Annotated in this window: 16 protein-coding genes and 1 riboswitch; of the genes, 10 read left to right on the top strand and 6 right to left on the bottom strand. The window is 38.5% G+C overall.

Annotation, left to right across the window (positions count from 1 at the left end; all coding sequences use genetic code 11):
- Positions 1-7: 7 nt before the first annotated feature.
- The 6 genes from ccoG to H3Z85_06125 all read right to left on the bottom strand — a co-directional run bounded on the left by ccoG (position 8) and on the right by H3Z85_06125 (position 7,651).
- Positions 8-1,462, bottom strand: coding sequence for a cytochrome c oxidase accessory protein CcoG (gene ccoG, locus H3Z85_06150; GenBank protein ID QPQ52978.1), 1,455 nt, complete (start codon positions 1,460-1,462; stop codon positions 8-10).
- A gap of 96 nt (positions 1,463-1,558) precedes the next feature.
- On the bottom strand, positions 1,559-2,440 hold the full coding sequence (locus H3Z85_06145) for a c-type cytochrome (protein ID QPQ52977.1): 882 nt from the start codon (positions 2,438-2,440) through the stop codon (positions 1,559-1,561).
- A 9-nt stretch (positions 2,441-2,449) separates the two neighbouring features.
- Positions 2,450-2,650 (bottom strand): cbb3-type cytochrome c oxidase subunit 3, encoded by a 201-nt coding sequence (locus tag H3Z85_06140; GenBank protein QPQ52976.1) that lies wholly within the window; start codon positions 2,648-2,650, stop codon positions 2,450-2,452.
- Positions 2,651-2,670: 20 nt separating this feature from the next.
- Positions 2,671-4,932 carry a cytochrome-c oxidase, cbb3-type subunit I gene (ccoN, locus tag H3Z85_06135; protein QPQ52975.1) on the bottom strand — a complete coding sequence of 754 codons (2,262 nt, stop codon included), beginning with the start codon at positions 4,930-4,932 and terminating at the stop codon, positions 2,671-2,673.
- A 21-nt stretch (positions 4,933-4,953) separates the two neighbouring features.
- Positions 4,954-5,163 carry a cbb3-type cytochrome oxidase assembly protein CcoS gene (gene ccoS, locus H3Z85_06130; GenBank protein QPQ52974.1) on the bottom strand — a complete coding sequence of 70 codons (210 nt, stop codon included), beginning with the start codon at positions 5,161-5,163 and terminating at the stop codon, positions 4,954-4,956.
- A 109-nt stretch (positions 5,164-5,272) separates the two neighbouring features.
- Complete coding sequence (locus tag H3Z85_06125; protein ID QPQ52973.1) at positions 5,273-7,651, bottom strand: heavy metal translocating P-type ATPase metal-binding domain-containing protein; 2,379 nt, start codon at positions 7,649-7,651, stop codon at positions 5,273-5,275.
- Between the two features lie 89 nt (positions 7,652-7,740).
- Between H3Z85_06125 and H3Z85_06120 the strand changes: the two genes are divergently transcribed.
- The 10 genes from H3Z85_06120 (at position 7,741) to H3Z85_06075 (ending at position 15,007) form a co-directional block, all read left to right on the top strand.
- Entirely contained in the window at positions 7,741-8,454 is a 714-nt protein-coding gene (locus H3Z85_06120) for a Crp/Fnr family transcriptional regulator (protein ID QPQ52972.1), read from the top strand.
- A 317-nt stretch (positions 8,455-8,771) separates the two neighbouring features.
- Positions 8,772-9,587: a 3-methyl-2-oxobutanoate hydroxymethyltransferase gene (gene panB, locus H3Z85_06115; GenBank protein QPQ52971.1), complete on the top strand. Its 816-nt coding sequence runs from the start codon at positions 8,772-8,774 to the stop codon at positions 9,585-9,587.
- A gap of 3 nt (positions 9,588-9,590) precedes the next feature.
- Positions 9,591-9,908 carry a hypothetical protein gene (locus H3Z85_06110; GenBank protein ID QPQ52970.1) on the top strand — a complete coding sequence of 106 codons (318 nt, stop codon included), beginning with the start codon at positions 9,591-9,593 and terminating at the stop codon, positions 9,906-9,908.
- 5 nt (positions 9,909-9,913) lie between these two features.
- Positions 9,914-10,594 (top strand): RNA pseudouridine synthase, encoded by a 681-nt coding sequence (locus H3Z85_06105; GenBank protein QPQ53846.1) that lies wholly within the window; start codon positions 9,914-9,916, stop codon positions 10,592-10,594.
- Positions 10,595-10,822: 228 nt separating this feature from the next.
- Positions 10,823-10,919, top strand: a riboswitch (TPP riboswitch).
- 57 nt (positions 10,920-10,976) lie between these two features.
- Positions 10,977-11,183, top strand: coding sequence for a sulfur carrier protein ThiS (gene thiS, locus H3Z85_06100; protein QPQ52969.1), 207 nt, complete (start codon positions 10,977-10,979; stop codon positions 11,181-11,183).
- A gap of 23 nt (positions 11,184-11,206) precedes the next feature.
- The gene (gene thiC / locus H3Z85_06095) at positions 11,207-13,018 is read left to right on the top strand and encodes a phosphomethylpyrimidine synthase ThiC (GenBank protein ID QPQ52968.1); all 1,812 of its coding nucleotides are present in this window, start codon (positions 11,207-11,209) and stop codon (positions 13,016-13,018) included.
- A complete protein-coding gene (locus tag H3Z85_06090) occupies positions 13,015-13,416 on the top strand; it encodes a thiamine phosphate synthase (protein ID QPQ52967.1) in 402 nt (133 codons plus the stop codon). The genes thiC and H3Z85_06090 overlap by 4 nt, the downstream gene beginning before the upstream one ends.
- Before the next feature lie 8 nt (positions 13,417-13,424).
- Entirely contained in the window at positions 13,425-13,601 is a 177-nt protein-coding gene (locus H3Z85_06085) for a hypothetical protein (protein ID QPQ52966.1), read from the top strand.
- A gap of 15 nt (positions 13,602-13,616) precedes the next feature.
- The gene (locus tag H3Z85_06080; protein ID QPQ52965.1) at positions 13,617-14,231 is read left to right on the top strand and encodes a thiamine phosphate synthase; all 615 of its coding nucleotides are present in this window, start codon (positions 13,617-13,619) and stop codon (positions 14,229-14,231) included.
- Positions 14,228-15,007: a thiazole synthase gene (locus tag H3Z85_06075; GenBank protein ID QPQ52964.1), complete on the top strand. Its 780-nt coding sequence runs from the start codon at positions 14,228-14,230 to the stop codon at positions 15,005-15,007. Before H3Z85_06080 ends, H3Z85_06075 begins: the two co-directional genes overlap by 4 nt.
- The last annotated feature ends 82 nt before the right edge of the window (positions 15,008-15,089 follow it).

Here is a 15,089-nt window from a genome sequence, read left to right as displayed (position 1 = left end):
TTTTTAATTAAAATTGTAATTTGAATGGTCCTTCAAAATAAGTTTGATATGAATCGATCAGTTTACCTTTCATGTCGTAAACGCCGATGGTAATGTTTTGTTTAGAAAGCTTCATTTCCTCTTCAGGGAAACTGATATTGATTGTCCCTTTAGAGATTTTGTCGCGGTCTACCTGTATTTTACTTGAAGCACTATAGGTGATTTCTCCATGCTCCGGAGCAATTACTTTTATGGTCACAAGTTTTTTATCGTTCGTTTTATTCAGGAACGTATAATTATAGGTATTGATAATTTTCCCTTCTTTCACAAAGAATGTACTTCCTGCAGGTTTAATGAATTTAGCTTCCATTTCGCCACGGCTGTACAGAAGGTATCCCAGGAATCCTACTAACAGGAGTAAGAATACTGCAAAACCTTTCATTCTTCCCGTGAATTTAAAAGGAGTTTGTTTTTCAATTTCATTTTCAGAGGCGTATCGGATCAATCCTTTCGGAAGGCCTACCTTCTCCATTACTTCGTCACAGGCATCAATACAAGCTGTACAGTTGATACATTCCAGCTGTTGCCCGTCTCTGATATCTATTCCTGTAGGACAAACAACCACACACTGGTGACAGTCGATACAATCACCTTTACCGGCTGCTTTTCTGTCTTCTCCTTTTCTCCATTTTGCTCTGTTTTCCCCTCTTTTAAAATCATAGAAAACATTGATGGTATCTTTATCAATCAGTACTCCCTGAAGTCTTCCGTAAGGACAAACCAGGGTACACACCTGCTCTCTGAACCATGCAAATACAAAATAGAATGCAGCAGTAAGAAGAATCATTACGATAAAATTGGTAGGATGGGCAAAAGGCCCTTCAGATACGATTTTAAATACTTCTTCGTACCCCACAATATACATAAACATAAAGTGAGTGATGATCAGTGAGATCACAATGTATACAGACCATTTTAGGGTTCTTTTCCAGATTTTCTCGCTGTTCCACTCCTGTCTGTCCAGCTTCATTTGCTTGTTTCGGTCACCTTCAATCAAATATTCGATTTTACGGAAGATAGATTCCATAAAAATTGTCTGAGGGCATATCCACCCGCAGAAAATTCTTCCGAATGCAATCGTAAAAACGATAATAAAAATCAAAGATGCGATAGCACCTAAAGTAAGGATAAAAAAGTCTTGGGGATAGAAAGGTTGTCCGAAGATAAAAAACTCTCTGTCTATTACATTGAACATCAATAATGGGTTACCATTGATCTTGATGAACGGTAATGAAAAATAAATAATTAATAATGCATAGCTTACAAGATTTCTGTAGTTGGTGTATTTCCCTTTAGGTTTTCTCGGGAATACCCATTTTCTCTTACCGGATTGCTCCATTGTCCCGATAGAATCTCTGTAAGTTTCAGGGTCCAGAACCTGTCCCTGTCCGCCTCGTACTTCTATTTCTTCTATGTCTGACATGTTGTAATATGTTTAAAAAAGAAAAAACATAATTCGTTACTATTTTTAATCTAATAACAAATTATGTTTTTTTCATATGTTTCTAATTTTTCTAAATTATTCTTTTTCCCAATGCGCTTCAGTTCCCTGAGGAGCAGCTCCTCCCTGTGCCTGAGTTACCGGTGGAAGTTCCTGGTTGATGTGATATACATAAGCTGCAATCTTTTCAATTTCAGCTCCTGAAACTTCTCCGTTTTTACCGAATGCTCTCATCGCAGGGTTGGTAGGAGAACCATTCCAGTCCATGTGGAATACGTTTTTAAATAACGTCTTCTCAGGCTGGTTGATCCAATAGTTGTCCGTAAGGTTTGGACCGATACCTCCACTACCGTCTTCTTTGTGACAAGATGCACAGTTTGTTTTGAATAATTCTTTACCATCTGCGATATTGTCAGCTGAATATTTAGCCGTTTCAATGGTTACAGGAGGCTGGGTTGCTTCATACGCTGCAATACTTGCCAATTGCTCTTTATACTCTTTTTCATATTCGCTTAACGGGTGAGCGAAATCTGTAAATGTATAGGCCGCAATATATACAATACAAAAAGCAGTCCCAAAATAGAATAAACCTACCCACCATTTTGGTAATTGGTTATCCAATTCCATGATTCCGTCGAAACCGTGGTCGATAAGGATATCTTTTTCCTCAGTTTCAGATTGCTTTTTGAATGCAGCAGCATACATTCTTTTGAAGAAAGGAACTTTCTTCTCAGCTAAATAAGCCGCTTTTTCTTCCGGAGATAATTTTTTGAATTTGTTGTTTTCAATTAAATCTCCAATAGCACTGTGAATGTAAGCCAGAATCCCGGCAATCACAACAGTACCCCAGAAGTATGGTGAACCCAAGAATGCGTAGCTCTGTACAAACAGATAATAAAAAACTATTAAAAGTCCGATTATTATTAAGATGTTTATAACAACAGGTGTTCTTTGTTTCATAAAAATAGTTTAATTTTTTAAATTAAAATCATCATCCTCATCATCCCCAAGTGGAGCCTCTTCTTCTTCTTTGTAATATTTTTTAGGCTTGCTAAAAACGTATATAATCAAAGCTACGAAGAACAGCATAAAGAAAATCAGAGCCAGCGTCTGGTAGAAACCAGCATTTTCTGTATTGGATAATATATCTTTAAAATTCTGAGGAATCATATGATGAACCTTTTAATGTTTTAGTTATTACTTGCTGTTTTGATTTCAGTTGTCTTGATATCTGTTCCTAATCTTTGAAGGTAAGAAATAAGAGCAATAATTTCTTTTTTCTCTAATTCTCCCTGAGGTCTCTTAGCATAAGCCTCTTTCAGGTCATTAGCTTCGGAGAAGATATCTTTAACAATTTTTGCCGATTGGTTGTTTGCCCATTTGTCTGCAGAATCGATTTCAGCTTTTGTGTAAGGTACATCAAATGTATTCTTCATTAGCTTCATCTTGTCTACCATTTTAGATCTGTCTAAGTTAGTAGCAATTAACCAAGGATAACGAGGCATAATTGAACCTGCAGAAGTAGATCTTGGGTTGTACATGTGCTTGTAGTGCCAAGAACTTGGGTTTTTACCTCCTTCCCTGTGCAAATCCGGACCTGTTCTCTTAGATCCCCATAAGAATGGTCTGTCGTAAACAAATTCTCCGGCTTTAGAGTATTGTCCGTTTTTACCGTTAAATCTCGTAATCTCATCTCTGAATGGTCTGATCATCTGAGAGTGACAAGCATTACATCCTTCACGGATATAAATATCTCTACCTTCAAGCTCAAGCGGTGAATAAGGTTTTACCGCAGAAATAGTAGGTACGCTTTTCTTAAGAGTAAGGGTAGGAATAATCTCTACCATACTTCCTATTGAAATAGTAAATAATGATAATACGGTTAAAAGTAAAGGCATTCTTTCCAACCAAAGGTGGAATCCTTCTCCTTCTTTACGTTTGTTACCGATATTTGCCAATGCTGGTGCTTCAGCAGGAACTTCTTTCTGGAATGATCCTTTTCTTACCGTTGCAATAACGTTTACAATCATTAGGATCGCTCCCGAAATGTAGAATAAACCTCCTACAAATCTCATTTTAAAGTAAGGAATAATAGCCGTTACAGTATCCAACCAGTTTTTCCATAATAATGTTCCGTCCGGGTTGAATTGCTTCCACATTAATCCTTGTGTGAATCCTGAAATATACATTGGTACTGCATAGAAAATGATTCCTAATGTTCCTAACCAGAAATGCCAGTTAGCTAATTTTACAGACCAAAGTTTTGTTCTCCACATAATTGGTACCAAATAATAGATAACCCCGAATGCCATGAAACCATTCCATCCAAGAGCTCCCAAGTGTACGTGACCGATAACCCAGTCTGTAAAGTGACCAATTTTGTTGATGTTTTTAGTTGCCAATAGAGGTCCTTCAAACGTTGCCATACCATAACAAGTAACAGCTACTACAAAGAACTTAAGGATAGGATTTTCTCTTACTTTATCCCAAGCTCCTCTTAACGTAAGAAGACCATTTAACATACCTCCCCAAGATGGTGCAATAAGCATAATAGAGAAACCTGTTCCTACTGCCTGAGCCCATGCCGGAAGTGCTGTATACTGAAGGTGGTGAGGACCAGCCCAGATATATACGAAGATCAGTGACCAAAAGTGAATAATAGACAGTTTATAGGAAAATACCGGTCTGTCTGCAGCTTTTGGTAAGAAATAATACATTAAACCCAGAACCGGAGTTGTCAAAACAAATGCTACTGCATTATGACCATACCACCATTGTACAATAGCGTCTTTAGCTCCTGCGTATGCAGAATAAGATTTCCAGCCTGAGAATGATAATGGAACCTCAAGGTTGTTGAAGATGTGAAGCATTGCTACTGCAACCCAAGTACCTAAATAGAACCAGATGGCTACATAAAGGTGTCTTACTCTTCTCTTCGAAATAGTCAGAATCATATTGGCACCGAAAATGATCCAAGAGAATGCAATCAGAATATCAATTGGCCATTCGTGCTCAGCATATTCTTTTGAAGTATTAATCCCCATAAAGAATGTAATGAACGTCGCAACGATCATAAACTGCCAAGTCCAGAAATGAATCCAGGATAATGTATCACTGTACATTCTTGTCTTTAATAATCTCTGCGTAGAGTAATATACCCCAACGTAAACAATGTTACATACGAACGCGAAAATTACGGTATTGGTGTGCAACATTCTGATTCTACCAAAACCAAATGCACCATGAGTGTTTATTAAACCTTGAATATTACCGGATGATAAACTTCTGATGGTTGTATCATCTGTCCCGAAAAAGAACTCAGGTAATTCAGGGTAGAAAAGCATTAATGCCGCCGTAAGCCCAAACGTAAATCCTATGAAACCAAAGATAATGGTTGCATAGAGGAACGCACGGACAATACTGTTGTCATAACTAAACTTTTGTGTTTCCATATCAACTATTCACTATTTTTCTCAATTTTTATTATTTTCTCCTATTTCTTTCTCGTCTTTATCCTTGTCGCCAGTTTCATCTTTTTCTTTGACTTCATCATCGAAAAGAATCCTGACAGCCGGAGATTCATCATCTTCAAACTGCCCTTTCTTGGCATACACTATAAATACGACCAGGAAGATCGCAGCTAAAGAAACACTGCAGACGATCATTAAATATAGAATATCCATCAGACAACAAAATTAACCTATTTTCGGGGTTCAAATTTAGTGAAAAATAATGACATTCATCACGAAATGCCGATTTCAGCTAATTTAAAATCAGTCTAAATAACAGCGTTTACGCCTGTTTTTTGAAGTATTTCCGACCTAATATCCACGTCGAAATTGTGGTAAATGTCACCACCGTGATGGAACTGATTGGCATGATGATTGCCGCAAAAAGCGGATGCATATGGCCTGTAACTGCGTAACTTAAACCAACAATATTGTAAAGGAAACTGATTATAAATGTCATTTTCACAATTGTTATTGAACCCTTACAAACATTCAGGTAATTGTCCAGAGTCACTACCTTTTCTCCGTTCATAATCACATCCGAAGAGGGCGTAAAACTATTGGTGTCATCAGCAATGGCTATCCCGACATTACTTTGTTTTAGTGCCCCTGCATCATTTAGTCCGTCACCGAGCATCGCTACTTTCATGTGCTGATCCTGAAGTCCTTTGATGTAGTTCAGTTTGTCTTCCGGGCTTTGATTGAAGGCCATTCCTTTGTAATTCGGAATAAGTTCTTTCAATTGGTTTTCTTCCGATGAATTATCACCACTCAGGATGAATATTCTGTAGTGGGTAAGTTTATTGAACAGATCTTTTAGTTTCGGACGGTATTCATTTTTGAAGATGAATTTACCTAAAAACTGATCATTTTTACTGATGTATACTGCCGTTTCCAGATTTTTGGGTTCCTGATTGTTGTATCGGGCCGATCCTATTTTATAAAGATTTCCTCTTACATTAGCTTCATACCCTTTTCCTGAAATTTCCACAAAGTTTTCAACCGGGAAATAGTCGTCTTTCACCTCAATAAATTCATATAAAGATTTTGACAGAGGGTGGTTAGAGTTCTTTAATAACGTTTTGATGTTCAGTGCATCGAACTCACTGATTTCAGTACCTTCATATTTGATATTCGACTTCTTTCTGTGAGTAATTGTTCCTGTTTTATCAAAAACGATGGTGTCTAGTTTTGCAATTTTTTCAATAGTCAACGTATCTTTCACGTAGAATTTGTTTCTACCCAGGATTCTCATAATGTGCCCAAAAGTGAATGGAGCAGACAGCGCAAGTGCACAAGGGCAGGCAATGATCAAAATAGCTGAAATGACCTGAAACATTTTCTCAAGATCGATAAATGCCCAATAAATTCCCGAAATTAACGCAATCCCTAAAATAATGAATGTGAAATATTTGCTGACATTATTCGTAAGCGTATCAAGACCGGTTTCATGTTTCTTAAAGGCTTCTTTATTCCAGAGCTGGGTAAGGTAGCTCTGGTCGACATTTTTTATAACTTCCAGTTCAAGAGATGACCCGATCTGTTTCCCTCCGGCAAAAATTTTATCTCCGGGTTGTTTGCTGATGCTTTCACTTTCTCCGGTAATGAAGCTGTTGTCTATATTCCCTTCTCCGTTGATCAGAATGGCGTCTACAGGGATGATTTCCTGGTTTCTAACTAAAATCCGGTCACCCACTTTTACTTCAGAAAGAAGGATGTTTTCCTGGTGTCCCTCAAAGTCTACTTTAGTTACGGCAATAGGATAAAAGGATTTATAATCCCTGTCATACGAAAGGGCACTGTAGGTTCTTTTCTGGAAAAGTTTTCCCATCAGCATAAAGAACAAAAGACCACAAAGTGTATCAAAATATCCGGGGCCATAACCTGTTGCCACTTCATAGATACTTCTTCCGAAAAGAACAAATATTCCCAGTACGATAGGAACATCAATATTGACGATTTTATTTTTCAGACCATACCATGCAGATTTGTAATAATCTGACGCGGAATAAAAGACAACCGGGCATGCAAGTAAAAACATCAGCACTCTGAAAAGCCCTTTGTAATGTTCCATCCAGTAGTCTTCACCTCCTACGTATTCCGGAAAAGCCAGGAACATTCCGTTTCCGAACGCAAAACCGGCAATGGCAAACTTAACAAGAAGTGATTTGTCGAGATGATCAACATTCTTTTCAGCGGTCTCAAGACTGATCACAGGCTTGTATCCTAAATTGGTCAGAAAATTAGCGAGTTCGCTTAATTTCAGTTCGTTATGGTTGAATGAGATCTGCAGGGTCTTCCTTGTGAAGTTGACCTGCGAGTATTTAATATGCTTGTTTAATGTGTGAAGGCTTTCCAGCAGCCATATACAGGAAGAACAGTGAATTACGGGAATTTTGAAGGTAACCAGACTGGTTTTCCCTTCAGAGAAATCAGTAACCTTTGCGAAGATTTCGGGGGTGTCCAGGTAATCAAATTGGGTAGAATTTTCATCATTCGGACGAATTCCTGCCCCTTTATTAAGTTCGTAGAAATTACTTAAATTATTCGTATTCAGAATTTCATAGACAGACTTACATCCGTTACAACAGAAAGTCTTTTCATCAAACAAAATTCTCTCTTTTTCTATACCTTGACCACAATGAAAACAGTTCTCGCTCACCACCCTAATATATTGAACTACAAAATTATAACAATTTTTTTTGTTTATCGATTTAAAAAGTTCTATTTTTGTGATAAATATCATATAAAATGCCGCAGGAACAACAGATAGCAATTGAAGAGAGGTTCGCCAAAGTTTTTAATGATAAATCATTTAAGGAAAGACTTTCTAGCGCAGATTTTGAAAAATATATTAACGGTAAAAAAAGATTGAGTTTTCAGAAACACGATACTATTTTTGAGGATGGAGAAACTCCCAAAGGAGTCTATGTTCTTGAAAAAGGAGCCGCTAAATTATCCAAGTCGGGAGCATTCGGGAAAGATCAGATTTTAAGATTTATCAAAGAAGGGGACATTATCGGCTATCGTTCTTTGCTTTGCGGGGAAAATTTCCAGGCCAAAGCAGAAGCAATGACAGATATCGAATGTGTCTTTTTACCAGCAGATATTTTCATGTATCTTTTGGAGGTAGACCCACAGTTGTCTTTCGTAATGCTTCAGAAAATTTCTTACGAATTAGGAGAATCTTCCAATACCATTACCTTCCTTGCCCAAAAGACGGTGAGGGAAAGGCTTGCCGAGATCTTACTGCTGTTGGAGCAGAAACTTGGCGTAGATCCTGAAGGATTTATCAAAATCTCATTGACAAGGGAAGAAATTGCCAATATCATTGGTACGGCCACAGAAAGCGCCATCCGTCTGATATCCGAATTCAAACAGGACAGTCTGATTGAAGTGGATGGACGAAATATTAAAATTCTCAACCACGATAAGCTTATGAAACTCGGTCATGTAGTTTTATAAGTTTAAAATACAAATTCTATGGGAGTTGGAGTAAACTTTGAAAAATATCAAAAGATAGAAAGAAAAGGTACTCCAACTTCTGTATTTTTTGACTGTACCAAAGTCACAAATCCAATATAGGCACTCACGAAACCCGTGAAGTAAGAGTATAATTATAATGAAAATAGTTTCTATATATCATGCTTACTGTTTTATTGTTCGTATCTTGCACACCACAAATTCTGATTTTTTAAGTTTATAATTATAAAAAATATTCTTCAAGGGAATACTATAATATAGATTTCTAACATAGTAAATAAAACGTAAAAAGATAAATTATGTCTGTTCACTCTGAAATTAAAAAAGTTACGACTGAAACCTTGCGTAAAATGAAATTCGACAAGGAAAAGATAACAATGCTTACGGCCTATGACTTTACCACTGCAAAGATGGTAGACGCAGGCGGAGTAGATGCTATTTTGATTGGAGACTCTGCAGCGAATGTAATGGCTGGTTTTGAAACTACATTGCCTATTACGCTGGATCAAATGATCTATCACGCTCAAAGTGTGGTAAGAGGAACCGACAGGGCACTGGTGATTGCAGATTTACCTTTCGGAACGTATCAGAGTAATCCTGAAAAAGCACTGGAATCTGCCGTAAGAATGATGAAAGAAGGAGGAGCTCATGCGGTAAAAATTGAAGGGGGAAAAGAAATTTCAAAATCAATAAAAAAAATCATCAATGCCGGAATTCCGGTAATGGGACATTTGGGGCTAACTCCACAATCTATCTATAAATTCGGAACTTATAAAGTAAGAGCAAAAGAAGAAGCTGAAGCTGAAAAACTGATTGCCGATGCACAGCTTTTAGAAGAATTAGGATGTTTTTCAGTTGTATTGGAAAAAATTCCTGCTGATTTAGCTAAAAAAGTTACAGAAAGTATTTCCATTCCAACCATTGGAATCGGGGCCGGAGCAGATTGTGACGGGCAGGTTTTGGTATATCATGACATGGTAGGAATGAACAAAGGCTTTAGTCCGAAATTTTTAAGAAGATACCTTGATCTTTACACAGAAATCACCGGAGCTGTAGCTCAATACGTAAAAGACGTGAAAAGTGTAGAGTTTCCAAACGAAAACGAAAGTTATTAATTAATGCAAAATCAACAACAATCTATCCAGGGAATTTTATCCATTGCAGCATTGATTTGTCTTGCTGTGGGGTGGTTCAATTTATTTTCCCCTGAAATCAATCACTTACTTTCCAGAAAAGTTTTTTATGTGCTGATCGGAGCAAGTTTCTTTATTCAGGCTCCATTACTTACCAATAAGAACTTTGTGTATGCCATGTATGCCGCCGCTGCAGTATGCGTGGTGGGAGCATTTATTCCGGAAAATTCAAACCTTTCAGCTATTAAAACCATTGGTCTTCTGGGAGGTATTATCCTTTCATTATCAAACAGAAGAAGATAGAATCTATCATGAAGGAGCAGATTGTATATGAAGACAACCATCTTCTGGTGGTGAACAAAAAAGTCGGACAGCTTGTACAAGGCGATAAAACCGGCGATGAGTCACTATTGGAATCTATCAAGAATTTTATCAAAATAAGAGATGCTAAGCCGGGAAATGTTTTTCTCGGCTTGGTTCATCGGATAGACCGTCCCACATCGGGGTTAGTGATCTATGCAAAAACTTCCAAGGCACTTTCACGACTTACTCAGATGGTAAAAAATCGTGAGGTCAAAAAAACATATTGGGCCGTAGTGGCGAAAGAAATGATTCCTCAAAGTCAAAGGCTCGTACATTATCTGAAGAAAAATGAAAAGAATAATAAAGCTATTGTTTTTCCGAAAGCTACTGAAGGAGCCAAAGAAGCCATTTTAACGTATCATGTCATCAAAACATTAGACAATTACCTGCTTCTGGAAATTGATCTTGAAACAGGAAGACATCATCAGATCAGAGCTCAGTTATCTAAATCAGGAGTTCCGATTAAAGGGGATTTGAAATACGGATCTCCACGTTCCAATCCGGATGGAGGAATTAACCTGCATGCCAGAAAACTGGAGTTCATTCATCCTGTTACCAAAGAAAAAATTGAGATTATTGCTCCGGTTCCACAGAATGATGCGGTCTGGAGAGCTTGTGAAGAATAATTTAAATAAGATCTGTTTCGTATACATATTGGGCTTAATCATTGCCTGAAGCTGGAAGTAATAAAGGAACAGAAGGATTCTTCAACTTCTTTCTTTCGGCCTTTATACTAGTTTTTCTAATCCGAGGCCATCGGGAATCTATAAAATGTTTCACTGTTTTAAAATTCATGCTTCCGTCATCCCCGCTTACAAAAATTTTGCCCATTCTGAAAAAATAACTAACTTCGTCCCATACTTTAGGGGTGTCTGTTATCAACAGACTGAGACTTTACCCTTTGAACCTGATCTGGATCATACCAGCGTAGGGAAAAGTAGGTGACTTTTGCTGTACATTCTATTGTACAATGATAGCCATTCCTAAAGTGTATTTAAATAATTAGGAATGGAACTTATAATCAACCACACCCGAAAAACATTTGATGCACTTCCTGAGAACCTGGAAGCACTTCTGGCTATGGAACTACCCGGAAAGAAAAAGGGTATTGCCGTAGCGGTAAACAATCGAATTATCCCGCTGTCCGCCTGGGCAGAAACATTTCTCAAAGATCAGGATTCAGTTTTAATCATTACTGCCACTCAGGGCGGTTAATTTCATATTAATACCAAAAAATTATGGCTCACTCCATTACATGTTCGCCATTTCCGAACTCAAAAAAGATCTATGTTGAAGGAAAAATACATCCTATCAATGTCGCAATGCGGGAAATACAGCTTAGCCCTACCAAACTTACCAATGGAGGCTTTGAAGAAAATGCTCCCATCACCATTTATGATACTTCAGGTCCCTATACTGATGAAAATGCAACCATTGATATTCAGAAAGGACTTCCAAGAATCAGGGAACAATGGATCCTCGACAGGGAAGATGTGACGGTTCTTGAAGGAATTACTTCAGAATACGGGAAAGCCCGTCTGGCGGATCCCCGTCTTGATGAATTACGTTTTGCCTATGATCATCAGCCGAAAGTGGCACAAGAAGGAAAAGAATTGACCCAACTTTACTATGCAAAACAGGGAATTATCACTCCTGAAATGGAATATGTCGCGATCAGGGAAAATCAAAGGATAGAACAGCTTGATTCCGTCTCTAAAGAAATGGCCTTTCAACATGCCGGACATAGTTTTGGAGCCAATACTCCTGAAAGTAAGATCACTCCGGAATTTGTAAGAGATGAAATTGCTGCCGGTAGAGCTATTATTCCAAACAATATCAACCACCCGGAGAGTGAGCCGATGATCATCGGAAGAAACTTTTTAGTGAAAATCAATGCAAACATCGGAAACAGTGCGGTATCATCGGGTATTGAAGAAGAAGTAGAAAAGGCAGTATGGGCATGCAGATGGGGAGCAGATACCATTATGGATCTTTCCACGGGAAAAAATATTCATGAAACGAGAGAATGGATCATCAGAAACAGTCCGGTTCCTATTGGGACAGTTCCTATTTATCAGGCATTGGAAAAAGTAAAAGGAGTGCCGGAAGACCTTACATGGGAGATTTTCAGGGATACTTTGATTGAACAGGCTGAACAGGGAGTTTCTTATTTTACGATTCATGCCGGAGTTTTATTAAGATACATTCATCTGACAGCCAACAGGGTAACCGGAATCGTATCAAGAGGAGGGTCCATCATGGCAAAATGGTGCCTGTTTCATCATAAAGAAAGCTTTCTATATACGCATTTCGAAGAGATTTGTGAGATTATGAAAAAGTATGACGTTGCTTTTTCGTTGGGAGACGGTCTTCGTCCGGGTTCTATTGCAGATGCCAATGATGCTGCACAGTTTGCCGAACTGGAAACTTTAGGTGAACTGACAAAAATTGCCTGGAAACATAATGTACAGGTGATGATTGAAGGACCTGGTCACGTTCCGATGCACATGATCAAAGAAAATATGGACAAGCAGCTCAAAGAATGCCACGAGGCGCCTTTTTATACACTTGGACCTTTAACTACAGATATTGCGCCGGGATATGATCATATTACTTCAGGGATCGGTGCTGCCATGATCGGGTGGTTTGGGTGTGCCATGCTTTGCTACGTAACTCCAAAAGAACATTTGGGTCTTCCGAATAAGGATGATGTAAAAATAGGTGTAATTACCTATAAGTTAGCAGCACATGCTGCCGATTTGGCTAAAGGACATCCCGGAGCTCAATACAGGGATAATGCCCTAAGTAAAGCAAGATTTGAATTCAGATGGGAAGATCAGTTCAATCTTTCCCTCGATCCTGAAACCGCAAGAGCTTATCATGATGAAACACTTCCGGCAGAAGGAGCTAAAATTGCCCATTTCTGCTCTATGTGCGGACCCAAATTCTGTTCCATGAAAATTACTCAGGAAATCCGTGAATCTGCAGAAAAAGGAATGCTGGATAAATCTCAGGAATTTATAGAAAAAGGAAAAGAAATCTATATATGATCCTTGTTATCACTCCTGAATTCTCTGTCGTAAACGAAACCGGAATTATTAACGAATTGTTTCGAAAAGGTCTTGATCTCCTGCATATCCGGAAACCGGGAATCAGCAGAGAGAAAATGATCGATTTTATTGAAAAGATAGATCAATCTTTTTATCCTCAATTGGTTCTGCATCAACATTATGAAGTGGGAGAAAATTTCAGGATTTCGAGATTCCATTTCAGGGAAGCAGACCGAAAGGAGGATATACACCGATCTTTTATCAATGGAAATCGTATTTCGACCTCAGTACACAACATCACCACTTTTAATAACCTGGGAAAAGAATGGGAATATGCTTTCATAAGCCCGTTCTTCCCCAGTATATCTAAAAAGGATATGGAGAAGACTCAACAGTGATAGAAGAGGTGAAGAGTAGAGATAACCCCAACGTAAAAATTATTGCTTTAGGCGGAATTCATCATCGTACTATTCAAAGGGCTTTTGAAACCGGAGTGGATGGGATTGCCTTATTAGGATCAGTTTGGCAGGAAGACGATCCTGTAGAAGCATTTTTATCATGCAGAAAAGCAATTTCCGAATAATATCAAACCTTACCTATGGAAAAATTACAATATATATCACAGGGAAATACTGCTCAGGAGCAGGAATTAAACATTCGAAAGGCCCTTGATAACGGGATACAATGGATCCAGGTCCGATGGAAAAGTGGTAACGAAAAAGAATTACTGTCACTTTGTGAAACGTCCAAACACCTTTGTTCTGAATACCAGTCTGTCCTGATCATTAATGATAATGTTCATGTAGCGAAAGAAGCAGATGCAGACGGAGTTCACTTAGGCCTTACAGACGGATCTGTTGAGGAAGCAAGATTATTGCTGGGAAAACATAAAATTATTGGAGGTACAGCCAATACCATCTCAGACGTCATTCAAAGAATAGATGAGTCTTGTGATTATATCGGTCTTGGACCCTTAAGGTTTACTTCTACCAAGGAAAAACTAAGTCCGATCCTTGGCTTCGAAGGCTACAGGCAAGTTGTTGAAAGCCTGAGACAAAGATCAATAGCAGTTCCGAAGATCTTTGCGATTGGTGGCGTAACCCTTGAAGATTTTTTACCACTACAACAGATCGGAATTTATGGAGTCTCAGTTTCAGGGCTGATTACCAGAGAACCTAAGCTGATCAATGAATTTAAAAAAGTAATGATATGAACAATCAAAAATTAATAATAGCAGACCGAACTTTTGAATCCAGACTATTTCTGGGAACCGGAAAATTCGGAAGTCTCAGAGATATGGCAGCATCGGTAACGGCTTCAGAAACCAATATGGTGACGATGGCGTTAAAAAGAATCGATGCACAATCGGCTGAAGATGACTTATTGGACTCATTGAGGGAGACCAACGTACATCTTCTACCAAACACTTCAGGAGCGAGAACAGCAAAAGAAGCGGTATTGGCAGCCCAACTGGCAAGAGAGGCTCTGCAAACAAACTGGGTAAAGCTTGAAATCCATCCGGATCCGAAATACTTGCTGCCGGATCCTATTGAAACATTATATGCAACCGAAGAACTTGCCAGATTAGGATTTATTGTAATGCCTTACATTCATGCCGATCCTGTTTTATGCAAACGTCTTGAAGATGCAGGCACAGCTGTGGTCATGCCATTAGGGGCACCCATCGGTACCAATAAAGGATTACGGACACTAGATTTCCTGGAAATTATCATCAGTCAAAGCAATGTTCCCGTTGTGGTGGACGCCGGAATCGGAGCGCCTTCTGATGCGGCAAAAGCAATGGAGATGGGTGCCGATGCAGTTCTTGTGAATACCGCAATTGCTGTAGCAGGAAATCCTGTCAATATGGCTGTTGCTTTTAAAGAAGGTGTTATTGCCGGAAGAAGAGCTTTCGAAGCGGGATTAGGAGCAGTTGGTAATCATGCAGAGGCTTCAAGTCCTTTAACTTCTTTTTTATTTGAAGGATAGCAAATTAGCTTTTAAATCTAAACGATAAGTTTTAACTATTGTAGTTTAATGAATTCTTTGTATTATAATTTATATTGAGAAA

Origin of the sequence: Chryseobacterium indologenes (assembly GCA_016025055.1) — a bacterium.
GTDB classification, from domain to species: domain Bacteria; phylum Bacteroidota; class Bacteroidia; order Flavobacteriales; family Weeksellaceae; genus Chryseobacterium; species Chryseobacterium indologenes.
The sequence above is the reverse complement of the archived record's forward strand: the minus strand, read 5'-3'. Positions and strand labels throughout refer to the sequence as shown.